This window comes from Streptomyces sp. cf386, from assembly GCF_900103585.1.
In the GTDB taxonomy this organism is placed as follows: Bacteria; Actinomycetota; Actinomycetes; order Streptomycetales; family Streptomycetaceae; genus Streptomyces.
This window is the reverse complement of sequence record NZ_FNHV01000025.1, coordinates 40,877-56,784: the sequence shown is the minus strand read 5'-3', so window position 1 is coordinate 56,784 and position 15,908 is coordinate 40,877. Positions and strand designations below refer to the sequence as shown.

Here is a 15,908-nt window from a genome sequence, read left to right as displayed (position 1 = left end):
ACGACCGTGGCGGCTTCCGTCGCGACGACCGTCCGGCCGGCCGTCCCTTCGAGCGTCGTGACGAGCGCGGTGGGCACCGTGGCAGCGACCGTCCGTTCAACCGCGACCGTCGTGACGACCGTCCGGGCTTCCGCTCCGGCGGCCACGAGCGTCCGTACGGCCGCCGTGACGACCACCGCGGCAGCACCGGCGGCTCGTCCTTCGGGCGCCGCGACGACAAGCCGCGCTGGAAGCGCAACGGCTGAGACGCCGTAACGGCTGACGCCGATTGATTTCTGAAGGGCCCGTACGACTCCGGTCGTACGGGCCCTTCGCGTGTCATGAGGCGCGGTGGAACAGTCGTTCCCTTTTCGACTACCGCTACCTGTGCGGCGGTTGTTAGCATCCGCTGACTTTCTTGGAGGCGCGCGGCCGGGGGGCTTCGGCACGGACGCGCGGGCCTCGTTCTCGTTTCCCTGGGGAGGGACCCTTGTCTCGGCGTGTGCGCGCACGCTCCTTTCTGGTGGGTCTGGCAGCTCTGAGCGCCGGCTCGCTGACGATCGCGGTACCGGCTGCTGCGGACACCACACCCACGCCCGTCCAGTCGGTGGACGGCGTGTGGGGCATCGACTTCGCGGGCGGCGAACTGACGACGGTCGAGACCGCCCCGAGCGGTGGCCCGTTCGTCATCAACCGCCCGATCTCCGCTGACGGCGCCTCGGCGGGCGAGCTGAGCGGCCGGGGCTACGCCGGCACGTTCGTGGGCGGCGGCCACGTGAAGCGGGTGCCGTGCGATGCAGGCTCCTGCGTGGCGCTGCGGGCGGCCGGGAACGGCGGCGTCGGCTACTTCTTCGTCGACGACGGGGAGGAGTACGCGCAGATCTGGACGGGCGAGGACGGCTACCACGCGGCGGACGAACGTCCCATGACCGGCGGCCGGTTCGTGGACATCACGGGCCGCTACTTCGTCTACGAGGCCGCCTCCACCGGCAAGCAGTACGTCGACGCCCTGAACCGCTACCGGTACCAGGACGTCCGCCTCACCCGCTCCGTCACCGCCGCCTCCGTGTGGGGCCCGCGGCTGTACACGCCGGGCTCGGGCGCCGGGACCGTCACCGCGTACGACCTGGAGCAGAAGAAGACCGTCGAGACGCTCGCCACGGGCGCGCCCTGCACGGTCAAGGAGCTTCAGACGGTGGGCCGTTGGGTGTACTGGAACTGCGGGCCCACGGGCGCGGCGGGCGTGTACGACCGGGCGGCGAAGAAGAAGATCGCCGTGCCGTCCGGGCCCGCCCTCGTCGGCGACGGCTATCTCGTCCGGCACGACCGGACCGCCGGGAAACTGCTGCTCACCGACTTCCACACCGGTACGGCCGCCGCGGTCCGCGCGATCGCCGACCTGCCGGCCGGGAACACCGCCGACCAGCGGCGGCTGACCTGGGCCGTGGACAAGTTCGGCGGCGACATCGCGTACGTCGACCCGGACAAGGCGACCCGGATCGTGCAGAGCGGCGTGCCGTCGTCGGCGCTGGCGGTGATCGAGGCGGATCCGGACGACGACTACCTGAACGCCAAGGACAAGTACTGGAACAGCACCTGGCAGTTCAACAAGCCGGTGTCCTGGAAGTTCACGGCGAAGGACTCCGGCGGCCGTGCCGTGTACACGAGCAGCGGCAGCGGCGCGCAGGCCGAGGTCGGCTGGACCGGGAAGACGAACGCGGGGACGTATCCCTACAACGGGCGCTACACCTGGACCCTGACCGCCACCGCGACCGAGGGCACCGGCAGCTACACGACGAGCGGTGCCCTCGGGCTCGCCGGCGGCCGCCAGGGCCACCACGACCAGGGCGACTACAGCTACGGCGAACTGGTCACCCTCAACTCCTCGGGCGCCCTGACCCTGCACTACACCGGGGGCAAGGGGACGTTCGACTGGAAGCAGTCCGGCTCGGGCTGGCCCGCCGGGACCGTGGCCGTCCCGTTCGGCGACATGGGCAGCGACCGGTGCGCGGAGATGCTGCTGCGGACACCCGGCGGGGAGCTGCGCCGGTACGCCGGCAAGTGCGGGTCGTCGGCGTACAGCCCGTCGAGCAGCCACACCTCCCTCGGCACGGGCTGGAAGGCGTACGACGTCCTGACCGCGCCCGGCGACCTCACTGGCGACGGCCGTACGGATCTGCTGGCGCGTCAGGCGTCCACGGGTGACGTCTTCGTGTTCGCGAACGACGGCGCCGGGAAGCTGAAGCCCCGCGTGAAGATCGCCTCGGCTTGGAAGGGCTACACGAAGCTGGTCGGCGCCGGTGACCTGACCGGCGACGGGATCGGCGATGTGCTCGCGCACGACAAGTACGGGGCGCTGTACCGGCTCGACGGCGCGGGCGACGGGAAGCTGAAGGCGCGGGTGAAGATCGCCGCGCAGTGGGGGGCGTCGTACAACGCCGTGGTCGGCGTCGGCGACATCACCGGGGACGGGAAGAACGACCTGGTCGCGCGGGACACGGCGGGGAACCTGTACCGCAATCCCGGGAACGGGAACGGGACGTTCGGGCCGCGGGTGAAGATCGCGAGCGGCTGGCAGGGCTACAAGGGCCTTTTCTAGCCAAGTTGTGACGTGTGTCAGGCCCCCGGCGAGGGAATTGCTGGGGACATGACAGATGACGCCATAGCGAGTGGGCGGTCGGACGGAAAGATCTCGGATGCTCCGGATGAGAATCTCTCCGATGAAGAGCGGCTGGCCCAGCTCGGCTACACGCAGGTGCTCGCCCGCCGCATGTCGGCGTTCTCCAACTACGCGGTCTCCTTCACGATCATCTCGGTCCTGTCGGGCTGTCTGACCCTCTACCTGTTCGGCATGAACACGGGCGGCCCGGCGGTGATCACCTGGGGCTGGGTCGCGGTGGGTCTGATGACGTTGTTCGTCGGCCTGTCGATGGCCGAGATCTGCTCGGCGTACCCGACATCGGCCGGCCTGTACTTCTGGGCGCACCGGCTCGCGCCGCCCCGTACGGCCGCCGCCTGGGCGTGGTTCACGGGCTGGTTCAACGTGCTCGGCCAGGTGGCGGTGACGGCCGGCATCGACTTCGGGGCCGCGTCCTTCCTGGGCGCGTACCTGAACCTCCAGTTCGGCTTCGAGGTGACGCCGGGCCGCACGATCCTGCTGTTCGCCGGGATCCTGTTGCTGCACGGCTTGCTGAACACCTTCGGCGTACGCATCGTCGCGCTGCTGAACAGCATCAGCGTGTGGTGGCACGTGGTGGGCGTCGCGGTGATCGTCGGCGCGCTGACCTTCGTACCGGACGAGCACCGGTCCGCGTCCTTCGTCTTCGGCGAGTTCGTGAACAACACGGGCTGGGGAAGCGGCGTGTACGTGGTGTTGCTGGGCCTGCTGATGGCCCAGTACACCTTCACCGGGTACGACGCCTCGGCGCACATGACGGAGGAGACGCACGACGCGTCGACGGCGGGCCCGAAGGGCATCGTGCGGTCGATCTGGACGTCGTGGATCGCGGGATTCGTGCTGTTGCTGGGCTTCACCTTCGCGATCCGGTCGTACGACGGTGCCCTCGCGTCCCCGACGGGCGCGCCGCCCGCCCAGATCCTGCTGGACGCACTGGGCGCGACGGCCGGCAAGCTGCTGCTGCTCGTCGTCATCGGAGCGCAGCTGTTCTGCGGGATGGCGTCCGTGACGGCCAACAGCCGCATGATCTACGCCTTCTCACGCGACGGCGCCCTCCCCTTCTCCCGCGTGTGGCACACGGTCGGCCCGCGCACCCGGACGCCGGTCGCGGCGGTCTGGCTGGCGGCGGGCGGGGCGCTGGTGCTGGGCCTGCCCTACCTGATCAACGTCACGGCGTACGCCGCGGTGACCTCCATCGCGGTGATCGGCCTGTACATCGCCTACGTCATCCCGACGCTGCTGCGGCTGCGCAAGGGGGAGGCCTTCGAGCGGGGGCCGTGGCATCTGGGCCGCTGGTCGGGGCTCGTGGGCGTGGCGGCGGTGGTGTGGGTCGGCGTGATCACGGTGCTGTTCATGCTGCCGCAGGTGTCCCCGGTCACCTGGGAGACCTTCAACTACGCGCCGGTTGCTGTTCTGGCCGTCCTCGGGTTCGCCGCGATCTGGTGGGGGGTCTCGGCTCGGCACTGGTTCCTCAATCCCGAGCATGCGCGGACGGTGGCGCGGGAGGCGGATCGTGTGGGGGCGCCCAAACCGGTTGATCCATGACCAGTCGATCCGTAACCAGTCGATCCGTAACCGGTTGATCCGTAGCGCTTCGGCGCGCCGACGTGGCCGTGACCCCGATACCCGATCGGAGACTCGGCCACGTGCGGCTATGCTCGGGGTGGCAACATCGCCTGGGCCCTTAGCTCAATTGGCAGAGCAGTGGACTTTTAATCCATTGGTTGTGGGTTCGAGTCCCACAGGGCCTACGGTGCGGGTGACGGGGTACCCCCCCCTCTGACCTGCTGCGCAGCGCCTGAGTCGGCTTCGGTCGGGTCGGGCGCTGCTTCGTTTTCGGGTCCGTGCGTGCGCGATGCGCAACAGCATCGCTTCACTCCAACCTCGCCATGTACCAGCGGCACAAGGTGGGTTGCCGGGCTGACGCCGAGGCAATCCCCGAGGAGTTCGCGGACACCACCGTCAGTGCTCCCTGCATGGGATTACACCGGCCGCAGCCACGATCGCCGCGATGATCGCGGCTGCGCCTTGCCGGCCGGGCAGGTGCCAGGCATGGCCGGGCCCGCTGTCGACGGGTGCTGTCACCTTGGTGTTCAGCCGTGGGGGGCGTACTCCCGCCCGTGAACCATTAATCGAACATTGGACAATCTTGGCCTTGTTCGAGGCCTGCGACGTCACAAGATGCGGCTGCCGTAGTTCGAATTTAGGGTTGGCCAGCGGAGGGGGGATCCCGCCGAGGGCTGGCAGAACCGTGACACCCCATGCCGACATGCGTGGTGCTGGTGTCCGGTTCGTTCTCTGGAAGGAACCTCGAATGCCCACGGATAACCTCGTTCGCAACGGCACGTTCACCGAGCCCGTCGTCCCCGGAAGCCACAAGTCGTGGCGCGGTGTGCACCCGGCCGTCCCCTACCGGGCCACGGCCTGGGAGCCGGTGAACATCTGGGGCTACGACCACCTCAACGCCGCGTTCGCACACCACCCGAACGGCCTTCAAGCCGTCGACCTGGGACGGGAGTTCACCCAGGGCGGCATCAGGCAGACCATCGAGACCAAGGCGGGGGCCACCTACAGCCTCTCGTTCGAGTGCAGCCCGGACGAGTGGGGCAACTGCAACGGCAAGCAGAACAACTTCACGGTGAAGGTCACCGACGACACCGGCGGCACCGAGATCACCTCCCGGGACTTCGACCCCGGAGTCGGGTTCGGCCAGGCGAACTGGCAGCGGAAGGAGTTCTCCTTCCAGGCGCGGAGCGGCCGCACGACGATCACCTTCATGGGCATGGCGCCCGGCAGCTGTCAGTCGGCCGTCACCAACGTGTCGGTCATCGGCCTGACGGACGGCCAGGGCTCGGGTACCGGCACCACGACCCAGAACCAGAACCAGAACCAGGGCACCACCACCACCGGGCAGGACCAGCAGCTCACGGACCTCCGGAACAAGGTCAACGACCTCACCGGCCAGGTCAACGACCTCACCGCGCAGCTGGCGGAGTGTCAGAGGAACTCCGAGCAACTGCGCCAGAACCAGCGGGATGCCGCCGCGGAGTACGTCCGGGGCAAGCGGCAGGGGCGTGAGGCCGCCATGAAGCAGTGGCAGCAGACCGGCCAGGTCACGCTCTAGTCGCCCCAGGCGCACCGTCATCCCCGTCACAGTGAGGAGCTGGACATGACCACTGTCAGCATCGACACCACGAAACAGGACGCCTACGACCGCGGTGAGGACCAGGGCCGCATGGACGCGCTGGCCGGACGGCCGAGCACCTCGCCGCCTCGCGACGGCAGGAGCGGAGAGCAGGACTACTACGCCGACGGCTACGACTGGGGCTACCAGCAGGGCCTGAAGGCGCGCGGGCAGGGCAACGGCGGCGGGCAGCAGCCCATCGGCCAGACGAAGGAGCCCGTCGGCCAGACCACCACGCCGGGGGTGGACGCCCAACTGCGCGTGGACCAGGCCGTCACCCCCAGCATCGACCTCGACGACCCCAAGCCCGCCGGCCTGGCCGTCCTGATCACCTCCGGCGGAGTGCCGGTGCGCCCGGGACGCGTCGAACTGCGCATCTCTGCCCCGACGGGCATGGTCTTCGACGACTACATGACGCCCTCCTACCTCTACTCGCCCACACCGGTCTCCGAGGCGGAGCGTCCCACGCACCGTCTTGAGGAGGGCGGTCGGGTGATGGTGGTCATGGGTGACTTCCACGTCCGCACCAACGAGGCCGACCAGCACGGCTGGCTGATCTCCGCGTCGGTGCGCCACGTGAACGGCGCCAAGCCGGGCAAGAACAAGGACGGCCTGGTGACGATGAACGGTGTCACCAAGTGCGCGCTGGGCGGCAACCTCTTCTGACCCGGAGAGGGCCGTACGGAGAAATGGTGGGTGACCGGAGCCGGCTCCGGTCACCCTCCCCCACGAGCGGGGCAAGGCGTAGCGAGGCCAAGGGAGTTGAGCGCATGGACACGGAGATCCGGGGGCCGCGGCGGGGCAGGGCTCCGGTGCCGCTGTCCGTGCTGGACCCCGTGGTCGTCGGCAGTGGGTCCACCGCCGCACGGGCACTGCGGGGCTGTGTGACGCTGGCCCGGACGGCGGAGCGGCGGGGGTATCACCGGTTCTGGGTGACCGAGCATCATTCGGTGCCGGGCGTCGCCACGTCCTGCCCCACCCTGATCCTGGCCCATCTGGCCGCGCACACCTGGCGCATCCGGCTCGGCTCGGGCGGCGTGATGCTGCCCAACCACGTCCCGCTGGTCGTCGCCGAGCAGTTCGGCACCCTCGAGGCGCTGGCGCCGGGGCGGATCGACCTGGGCGTGGGGCGTGCCCCGGGCGCGGATCTGGCCACGGCCACCGCGCTGCGCCGCACCGACCCGCTGCTGGAGCGCCCCGAGGACTACTCCCGCCAGGTGGGCGAGTTGATCAGGTTCCTGGACGACGACTTCCCCGAAGGCCATCCGCTGGCCGGCGTGCACGCGGTGCCCGGCCCGGTGCAGAGCCGCGTACCCGGTGGTGCGCCGGCATCGGGGCGGCCACCGGTGTGGCTGCTGGGCTCCGGCGGCACCGGCGCCCAGTTGGCGGCGGCGCTGGGGCTGCCGTTCGCGTTCGCCCATCACATCGCGCCCGCCGCCACCGCCCCGGTGCTCGACCTCTACCGGCGCGCGTTCCGTCCGTCGGCGGTCCTGGACCGGCCGTACGCCATGGTGTCCGTCCTCGCCTTCGCCGCGGCGGAGGCGACTGAGGCCCGTCGGCACGCGCTCACCGGCGCGCACACGATGCTGAGGATCCGTAGCAGCCGCCCGCCGGGCCTGGTGCCGGATCCCGACGAGTGCGAGCGCAGCGAACTCAACCCGAAGCAGCGGGAGTTCGTCGACGGCTGTCTGGCCGACACCGTGTGCGGCACCCCGCAGGACGTACGGACCGGGCTGGACGAGCTGGTGGACCGTACCGGCGCGCAGGAGCTGATGATCGTCTCGCCCGCCCCCAGCGTGGCGGCCCGGATCCGTTCGTACGAGCTGATCGCCGACGCCTACGGCCTAGCGGACTCCGCCGTCGAGCAGCGGCCCGGCGACCGAGACCGTGCCGAGGACGACGTCCTGGTACAGATGGAATCCGCCCGCGAGTTGGGGAAGCTCCCGCTCTGACCCGCCCGGCCCCTCCTCGGCCGGCGCGTCGGCCGGCGCGTCGGCCGGGGGCGCGGCCATGGTGCCGAGGTCGCCCGCGATGCCGTCCAGCGCCGCCTTGGCCGTGACGGTGAGGAAGCGCAGCGGAAGGTCGAAGGCCGCGGCCGTGCGGTGCAGCGGCCCGGTCTGGAGCATGGTCGGCGCGGTGTCGACGGCTTCGGACAGCAGGCGCAGCGGCAGGCGTAGTGCGGCCGCGAGGTCCTGGGGCCGGATCGGCGGGGGAGGGTCGCCGTCGAGCATGAAGTCCTCCCACTCCAGCAGGTCGAACAGGAACTGTCCGCCCTTGTACACCGGCCATACGCCGAGGGCTTCGAGCAGCCGCGCGGCTCGCTCGGGCTCCTCGTGGCGCATGGCGACCCCGTGCCGGGCGAGGGTGCACAGCACCGCGCGCGTCCGGGCGTTGCTGCGGCGGACGAGGTCGAGCACCGCCGCATCCTGGGATTCGGCGGTGCCGGCCGTGCCCGGCTCCGGTGTCTGAGGTGTCTCGGTCTCGGGTGTCTCGGTCCCGTGCGTCATAGCAGCCTCGTGGTGACGTAGTGGGCGATCTGGCGGAGGACGGCCTTGCCCTCGTTCTCGGGGATCACGGCGAGGTCCTCCTCGAACCGGGTGATGCCCTCGTCCGCAAGGCGGGCGGCGAGGTCGACGGCGTAGTCGATGGAGCCGTGGCGCCGCATCGCGGCGAGGATCTCCTCCGCGTCCTGCTGGGCCTTGGCGGACCGGGGGCGCTGCAGGATCTCCTGCATCCGGGGCCGCTCCGCTTCGGCCATGGTGCGGAAGAGGTGGATCAGCATGACGGTGCGTTTGCCTTCCAGCAGGTCGCCCAGGGGTTCCTTGCCGTACAGCTCCTCCTGGCCGACGAGGTTGAGGATGTCGTCCTGGATCTGGAAGGCGATGCCGATGAGCCGGAACGCCTCGTCGAACCGGCCGAGGAGCGCGGGGTCCGTCACCCCCGCGCACACCGCGCCGATGCGGCACGGGCTGATGCAGGTGTACCAGCCGGTCTTCTTGGTGCTCATGGTGAAGTACGCCTCGTCCTCGGCCGGCACCACGTGCTGGTGGATCCAGCCGAGTTCCATGGCCTGGCCCTCCACGGACTCCCGGCACATGTGGATCGCCTCGTGGATGAGGGCCAGGGTGCGGGCGAGACCGAGCGTGTCCAGGTTGGACAGGATCGCGTCCACCGCGAGGAGGTTGAGCCCGTCACCGCAGTTGACCGCCAGGCCGATGCCGTGCTCCTCGTGCAGGGTCGGCAGACCGCGCCGGTGGGTGGACTCGTCGGCGATGTCGTCGTGCACGAGGAAGCCGTTGTGGAAGAGCTCCAGCGCGGCGGCGGCCCGTACGGCGTCCTCAGGGCGTCCGCCGAAGGCGGCACAGGCGGCGATGGTGAGGGTCGGCCGGAGCCCCTTGCCCTGCCGGGCCGGGTACAGCCGCATCAGGTCGTAGAGCTCGGCCCTGGGCTCCCGGTACGGGACGAAAGCCTCCATCGCCTCGCCGGTACGGGCCCGGCAGGCCGCCATCGTCGCCAGCAGATCGGCGTCGTGGACCGGCGATTCGTGCCACCACGGCGAGCTGCCACGGCCGTCCCACAGCAGGCGTGGGCGGGTCACCACCGTGCCGCCGACCAACTCGGGCTCGCCGCCGCCCGTGGCGTCCTGCGGCCGGCGGTGCAGGAGGTAGTCCATGCCCTCCCAGCCGGAGGTGCTCTCGGCGGGCCCGGGCGGCTCGTCCTCGTCGGCCCTCTCACCCCATGGGGCGGGCGCGTCGTCCCGGTAGGACCGCCACAGCTCCTGCACCGAGCGCAGCCCCGCGGCACGCTGGGCGAGCAGGCTGAAGGCGCGCCAGACGGCCAGCACCTGCTCGCGGGGGCCGCGGGTGTCCAGACTGTCCGGCAGCGCCTGGTCGGCCGGACGGTGTTGCAGGTCGAACAGGAGGTTCAGCGCCCGGTTGTCGAAGACGACCTCGACATCCGGGTCGGCCGCCTCGACGCCGTCGGCGGGGTGTTCGACGACCAGGCGGCTGTGCCGGACGGAGAGCAGGGCTCGGCTGCCGTCGTGGAAGCCGAGCCCCAGCCGGATGCCGCGCATCTGTCCGGCCGCCGCGGCGACGATCGCCGGCGCCCGCTGCGAGAGTTCGTCGACGGTCGCCGTCAGCAGGGCCGCCCCCGTACGGAGCGGGATCGGGTCAGTCACCGCTCGCACCGCCGGCGAACTCCACGATGCCCAGGGCCGAGAAGGACGTACGTCGTCCCGAGACGCGAGCGTCCACCTCGCACTCACCGAGCGTCTCGTGCACGCTGAACGGGTTGAGACTCGTCTCCGAGGGGTTGGCGATCCGGCCCGCCGTGCGGGCGTGGAAGTCCATGACGAGCCGGTCCTCGCCCATCCGTGCCGTGATGAGCAGCCGCCGGGGAACGGCGGCGGCAGGGGCGGTGCCCAGCATCCCGGCGAGCGGCGGGACGAGGACGACCCGGTCCCTGGCCAGGGTGTCCTGCACCGTGATGCGCAGGCTGCGCCGCGGGAAGTGCCGTACCGGCCGGCCGTCCCGCCACAGCATGACCGAGCCGTTCGCCGCGTCGACGGGGCGGCCGGTCCGGGCCGGCTGGATCAGGGTGAAGACCACGGCGGACGGTGGCGGACCGGTGGGGTCGCCCCCGGGGTCGTTGACGAAGCCGAACACCCAGCCGCCCAGGGCGGGCCAGCTCCAGCGCCCGCGGACCCGTTCGTGATAGCCGATCAGGTCGGTGTGCCGTTCGGTGTCATCGCCTCCCGCCTCCGCCCGGGACCACCGCAGGGTGCCGGTCGCCAGGATGCCCGGCTCGGACTGCCAGCGCAGGTGCTCGCCGTCGCCGAACGGCGCGCACTGGGAGGTGCAGGGCCTGCTCGTGCGGCGCAGGTGCAGGTCGACGACCGGTCCGTCACCACGCCCCGCGACCCGGAAGCCGTCCTGAGCGCCCGGGCTGCCGTGCGGGCGCGGGCGCGGGAGCCGGAAGGCCGACCAAGGGGCGGACGGCTGTTCCGCGTTGAACTGGCTCGACGACCAGCCCAGGCCTTCCTCGTGGACGAGCAGGATCGCCATGCGCTGCGGTTCCGGGCCGGTGCGGGGGGCCACTTCGTCTTCGTGGGCCGCCCCCGGCTCACCGGAGACAGCGCCGGTGGAGGCCCCCAGGACGGAGAGGTTCGCGATGACCGCCTGTCCGCCCTGCCGGGACAGGAAGGCGTAGTGCAGCCACCTGCGGTCCAACGGATGAGTCAGCGGAGCTCGCGGGAACGGGCCGGACACACCGAAATCGGTTTCCGGCCAGAGCGTAGGGATCGTCGACACCCACCGGATGGTAACGGAGTGGAGTCATTGAATACGGTGAGTAACCGTTTCTGTGGAGCGACAGTTATGCGGCAGGCGGTGATGCGGCAGTCATACGGCCCGGGTGCCGTGGCGGTCTGAGCCGGAACGGGCGTCCGGCTCCGTTCGCGTGAATTGCGGTCCTGTCCGGGTGCCACAGCCGGTGACTGCCCCGATGCCCCCTCATCGTGGATCCGGCCCGCCGACCAGGGCCGTTTCTCCCTGGTACCCGGGTCTGCCGCCCGGAGTCCGGGCTCACCGCGAAGGGGTCCACCCGTGCAGACCGACCGACGAAATGTACTGAGGACCGCAGCGGCCCTCGCGGCCGCCGGGAGCCTGATCGGTCCGGGCGGCGGTGCGGCCGCTGCTCGCACCCGCTCCGGTGCGGACGCCGGCCATCCGCCTGTCGAGGGTGAGGGTGTCGAGCCGGCCGCGTGGAGCGAACTGAGGCAGCGCCTCAGTCCGGCGGCAGCCCTGCACCGCCCCGGGGTTCCGGCGTACACGGCACAGGCAGCGCCCGACAACCAGCGTTACGCCTCCGTCCAGCCGTCCGGCGTCCTCGCCTGCGCGACCGAGGGCGACGTGGCGGCAGCGATCCGGTGGTGCGCCAAGCACGGAGTGCCCTTCGCACCTCGTTCCGGCGGACACAACTACGCCGGCTACTCCACCACCCCCGGTCTCGTGATCAGCCTGCGCGCGCTGAACGAGGTGGTGCCACAAGGCCGGCGGCTGCGGCTGGGCGGCGGCGCCACCAACTCGGACGTGTACGCGGCCCGTGCGGCGAACCTCTACTTTCCCGGTGGGCGCTGCCCGGGAGTGGGCGTGGCCGGGCTGACGCTCGGCGGCGGGCTCGGTTTCAACGACCGTAAATGGGGCCTGACCTGCGACCGGCTCACCGAGACCCGGGTGGTACTCGCGGACGGGACGCTGGTGCGCGCGGCCGACGACGAGAACGCCGACCTGTTCTGGGCCTGTCGGGGCGGGGCGGGCGGCAACTTCGGCATCAACACAGGCTTCGTTTTCGAGACCGTGCCGGTCGGCCGTCTGCGCGCCACCGTCTTCGATCTTGCCTTCGGCCTGCACGCGGGCGTCCGGGTGATGGAAGAACTCCGGCAGATCCTCGACGCGGACGGCGACAACGACTTCGATGTACGGATCGGCTTCAAGCACGCCGGCGACGGCAGCACCTCGCTGGTGCTCCTCGGGCAGCGGCTCGGCGGCGAGGAATCCCTGCGCCGCCTGTTCGCACCCCTCCTCCGACTACGACCGGCCCGGACCTTCATCGAGGAACGCGGATTCTGGTCCGCGCAGGACTACCTCATGGAAACCCCCGGAGCAAAGGACGCCTACGCCTCCAAGTCCCTCGTCCCCGCCCGATGGCCCACTCCCGACACGGTGGCCGCTGTGGCCGACTGGACACGGGGCTGGCAGCCGGGGCGGGGCCGGGCCACGGGCTACGTGACCCTGTTCGCCATGGGCGGCGAAAGCGCCACGCCGCGCCCGGACGAGACGGCCTACCCGCATCGCCGCGCAACCTTCGTGATCGACATCGGTACCCACTGGAAGCCCGGCGCCCCGCCGTCCGAGGTCCGCGCCCTCCTGGAACAGACTCGCTCCGCCCACCACATGCTCTGCCGCCGCCTCTCCACCCGCGCGGCCTATGTCAACTTCCCCGACCCGGACCTGCACCACTGGCAGCGTGCCTACTACGGAATCAACTACGACCGCCTGGTCACCGTAAAACGGCGCTACGACCCCACCGGCCTGTTTCGCTACCAGCAGGCCGTCGGTGGTCCCCGCGGCTGAGACGGTCGGACGCACGCCTCGACGCCGTATCAGAGCGCGACGATCTCCATCTCCATCTCCATGTCCGGCGCACCATTGCCCGATGCGCTGATGGAAGCGGATCACAGGGCGGGTCGAGGCGGCCGGCGGCGTACGGTGGAGATACCGAGGCCATCACGCACTCCGGCGGTCCTGCCGGGTCGGCCTCGGCGAGAGACGAACCCCGGGTCGTCCAAGCGGCGGTGCGGAGACGGGTCGGCATCATGCCCACCGCGATCACGACAACTCCGCACCCTTCCCAGGCCAGTGGGCCTCCCTGCCGAAGGGCGGGGTGATGGCCGTGCAGCGTCTGGACATCCACCGGCGTGACCGGGGGGAGCGGGCCCTCGTCGCGCTCGTCGGCGACATCTGGCCGGCCACCGCGCCCCTGCTGCGGGCCGCGCTTGAGCAGTGCCTGCGCGACGGCATGACCGCCATCGACGTCGATCTCACCACGGTCGGTTCTTGTGACGCCAAGGGTCTGGACGTCTTCCTGACGGCGTCACGGCATGCCGGCCGCGTGCACGCCTGCCTGCAGCTGCACCATCCGTGCGCGCAGGTCACCCAGCTCCTCGCCGTCACCGGCTCCGCGCCCCTGCTCCTCGCGCCCCCGGCACATTTTGTGCCGCCCGCCCTGCTCCGCGACCTGCCGGACACGTCCACGGCGGGCCCGTCGGCCGGCGGGACGCAGACGTCCGGCGACCGCGCCGGTGCCCCGGTCGTCAAGGAGGGGATCCGCCTGCGCAGACTGACTCGTCGGCAGGTGGAGGGGATCAGCGAGGACATCGCCGACCTGGCCGAGGCGGGCCCCTCCATGCGGGACGGCTTCCTTCGGCGGCTTGCCGTCAGCGCCCGACGGCCCGGCTTCGCGCTGCTGGTCGCGGAGACGACGGTGCTGGTGGGGTGTGCCTTCGCATTTCCGGTGAGCCCCGGTGCCCGGTTCGAGCGAGGGTTGCAGGAGAGCATCCAACGGCTCACCGGCAGTGCCCGGTTCCTGCTCCTCACCCAGGTCGTGACGCACCCGCACGCTCAGCACCGCGACATCGGCCGCTGTCTGCAACAGCGTCTGCTGGCCGATGGGCATGCCGAACTCGGAGTCGCCTTGCTCCATCCGGCCGACCGGGCCGGACAATCTGCCTACGACTCCTGGGGCTGGCGGAACCACGGGGAGATGGTCGGACTGCCCGGTCGGGTCGCTCCTTGCGTGTTGACCCTGTCTCGGGGAAGCGCACCTTCGCTTCCAGCGCCTCGGGCCGCCGGTGCCCCTGTCGACCCCGGAGCACACTGGGGCCTGGCGTCCGGAACCACCCATGCATGAGCGGATGTGCCACCACCCCGCATGCGCCTTGACCTGGTAGTTCCGGCCTCGCCTGGATCGCGGAGAACTCGCTGACGGTGATGGCCATGAGCCTGTCCTTTCCAGGGTCAGTGGGAGACGGGGGAGTTGGGAGAGACGGGAGAGGCGAGGGAGACGGGTGAGACGGAGGAGGCGGGGGCGTCCATTCCCTCGGCCGCGGCGTCCGGCTCCGTGTGCGGTGTGCCTCCCCGCTGGGACCGTAGGCCGAAGGCGCCGATGGCTGCGGCGAGGACGGCTGCCGCGAACGGGACGAGCAGGCCGGCTCGATAACCGTCCAGCAGGGCGGCGGGAGTCTGTGTATGGGGGGTGGCCACGGTGACGGCGGTGGCGGCGGAGAGGCCGAGGGCCGCACCGAACTGGAACGCGGTGTAGAGGAGACCGCCGGCGAGTCCTTGCTCCTCCTCCGCGATTCCCTCCGTGGCGACGATGGTGAGCGGGCCGTATGCCAGGGAGAAGGCGAGGCCGAGGATCAGCAGGCTCGGAAACATCACCGCGTAGCTCCAGTCCGCTCCCACCGGGAGGAACAGCCCGTAGGAGAGCATCGCGAGCAGGAGGCCGCCGAAGATCACCTTGGCGTTTCCGAAGCGGGTGACCAGCCGTGGGGTGAGGGTCGGCGAAAGGATCGCGTCGATGCCGATGATCAGCATCGCGAAGCTCGTCTGCAGGGTTGACCAGCCGCGCAGTTCCTGGAGGTAGAGGACCACGAGGAACTGGAAGCCGAAGAAGCCGGCGGCGAACAGCATCGCCGAGAGGTTCGCTCGCACCAGGGCGCCGTTGCGGAAGATACCCAGGCGTACCAGGGGCTCCGCGGAACGCCGTTCGATGAGGAGGAAGGCTGCCAGGAACGCCAGCCCGGCCAGCAGCGTGCCGACGCTGACGGCGATCCCGGCGTGGGCCGCACGCTCGACCCCCAGCACGATCAGGACCAGGGCGGCGGTGACGGTGAGCGCGCCGGCCGCGTCGACCCGCTGACCGGATCTGTCGGGGCGCGCCGACTTGGGGACGAACACGAGGGCCGCGACCAGGATGAGGAAGGAGAGGACGACCGGGGCGAAGAAGACCCACCGCCAGTCGACGGCGGTGAGCAGCCCGCCGGTGACCAGGCCGACCGTGAAGCCTCCTGCGGCGGTGCCCGAGTAGACGAGCAGTGCCTTGTTCCGCTCCGGCCCTTCGGCGAAGCTCGTGGTGATGATGGACAGGCCCGCCGGAGTCATGAAGGCCGCGGCGACGCCCGTGATGAACCGGGCGAGGATGAGCATCCAGCCTTCGGTGGCGAGGCCGCCGAGTCCGGAGAACAGCAGGAAGACGGCGAGCCAGAAGACGAACATCTGACGGCGTCCGAACAGATCTGCCGCCCGTCCGCCGAGGAGCATGAAGCCGCCGTAGCCGAGGACGTAGGCGCTCATCACCCACTGGAGCTCACCGGTGGGCAGTCCGAGGTCGGCGCGGATCGACGGCAGGGCCACATTGAGCATGGCCACATCGATGCCTTCGAGGAAGATCGCGCCGCACAGCACGAGCAGGATGCCCCACTTGCGGGTGCTCAGCCCGCCCGCA

Annotated in this window: 11 protein-coding genes, 1 tRNA gene and 1 pseudogene; 9 read left to right on the top strand and 4 right to left on the bottom strand. The window is 70.7% G+C overall.

The window, feature by feature from the left end; genetic code table 11:
- The 7 genes and pseudogenes from BLU79_RS40955 to BLU79_RS40925 all read left to right on the top strand — a co-directional run.
- A pseudogene (locus tag BLU79_RS40955) lies at positions 1-245 on the top strand (RNA helicase); the annotation flags it as partial.
- 257 nt (positions 246-502) lie between these two features.
- Positions 503-2,578 (top strand): FG-GAP repeat domain-containing protein, encoded by a 2,076-nt coding sequence (locus BLU79_RS40950; protein ID WP_256333647.1) that lies wholly within the window; start codon positions 503-505, stop codon positions 2,576-2,578.
- Between the two features lie 48 nt (positions 2,579-2,626).
- Positions 2,627-4,201, top strand: a complete 1,575-nt coding sequence (locus tag BLU79_RS40945; protein WP_256333646.1) for an amino acid permease — start codon at positions 2,627-2,629, stop codon at positions 4,199-4,201.
- Positions 4,202-4,334: 133 nt separating this feature from the next.
- Positions 4,335-4,407 (top strand) — tRNA-Lys (locus BLU79_RS40940).
- A gap of 563 nt (positions 4,408-4,970) precedes the next feature.
- On the top strand, positions 4,971-5,780 hold the full coding sequence (locus BLU79_RS40935; protein WP_177001371.1) for a DUF642 domain-containing protein: 810 nt from the start codon (positions 4,971-4,973) through the stop codon (positions 5,778-5,780).
- Positions 5,781-5,825: 45 nt separating this feature from the next.
- On the top strand, positions 5,826-6,506 hold the full coding sequence (locus BLU79_RS40930; protein WP_093911125.1) for a hypothetical protein: 681 nt from the start codon (positions 5,826-5,828) through the stop codon (positions 6,504-6,506).
- 104 nt (positions 6,507-6,610) lie between these two features.
- Positions 6,611-7,792 carry an LLM class flavin-dependent oxidoreductase gene (locus BLU79_RS40925; protein WP_093911124.1) on the top strand — a complete coding sequence of 394 codons (1,182 nt, stop codon included), beginning with the start codon at positions 6,611-6,613 and terminating at the stop codon, positions 7,790-7,792.
- Here BLU79_RS40925 and BLU79_RS40920 read toward each other — a convergent pair.
- From BLU79_RS40920 to BLU79_RS40910, 3 genes are read right to left on the bottom strand one after another with little or no spacing between them, the layout of a single operon-like run.
- Complete coding sequence (locus tag BLU79_RS40920; RefSeq protein WP_093911123.1) at positions 7,685-8,347, bottom strand: hypothetical protein; 663 nt, start codon at positions 8,345-8,347, stop codon at positions 7,685-7,687. The two genes, BLU79_RS40925 and BLU79_RS40920, sit on opposite strands and share 108 nt — an antisense overlap.
- The gene (locus BLU79_RS40915; RefSeq protein ID WP_093911122.1) at positions 8,344-10,020 is read right to left on the bottom strand and encodes a polyprenyl synthetase family protein; all 1,677 of its coding nucleotides are present in this window, start codon (positions 10,018-10,020) and stop codon (positions 8,344-8,346) included. Before BLU79_RS40915 ends, BLU79_RS40920 begins: the two co-directional genes overlap by 4 nt.
- Positions 10,013-11,152 carry a hypothetical protein gene (locus BLU79_RS40910; RefSeq protein ID WP_256333645.1) on the bottom strand — a complete coding sequence of 380 codons (1,140 nt, stop codon included), beginning with the start codon at positions 11,150-11,152 and terminating at the stop codon, positions 10,013-10,015. The genes BLU79_RS40915 and BLU79_RS40910 overlap by 8 nt, the downstream gene beginning before the upstream one ends.
- A gap of 294 nt (positions 11,153-11,446) precedes the next feature.
- On the opposite strand from BLU79_RS40910, the gene BLU79_RS40905 reads away from it, so the two are divergent.
- Entirely contained in the window at positions 11,447-12,976 is a 1,530-nt protein-coding gene (locus BLU79_RS40905) for an FAD-binding oxidoreductase (protein ID WP_177001370.1), read from the top strand.
- Between the two features lie 313 nt (positions 12,977-13,289).
- Positions 13,290-14,312 carry an STAS domain-containing protein gene (locus BLU79_RS40900; RefSeq protein WP_093911120.1) on the top strand — a complete coding sequence of 341 codons (1,023 nt, stop codon included), beginning with the start codon at positions 13,290-13,292 and terminating at the stop codon, positions 14,310-14,312.
- A 107-nt stretch (positions 14,313-14,419) separates the two neighbouring features.
- On the opposite strand, the gene BLU79_RS40895 is transcribed toward BLU79_RS40900, so the two are convergent.
- Positions 14,420-15,898: an MFS transporter gene (locus BLU79_RS40895; protein WP_177001375.1), complete on the bottom strand. Its 1,479-nt coding sequence runs from the start codon at positions 15,896-15,898 to the stop codon at positions 14,420-14,422.
- Between the last annotated feature and the right edge of the window lie 10 nt (positions 15,899-15,908).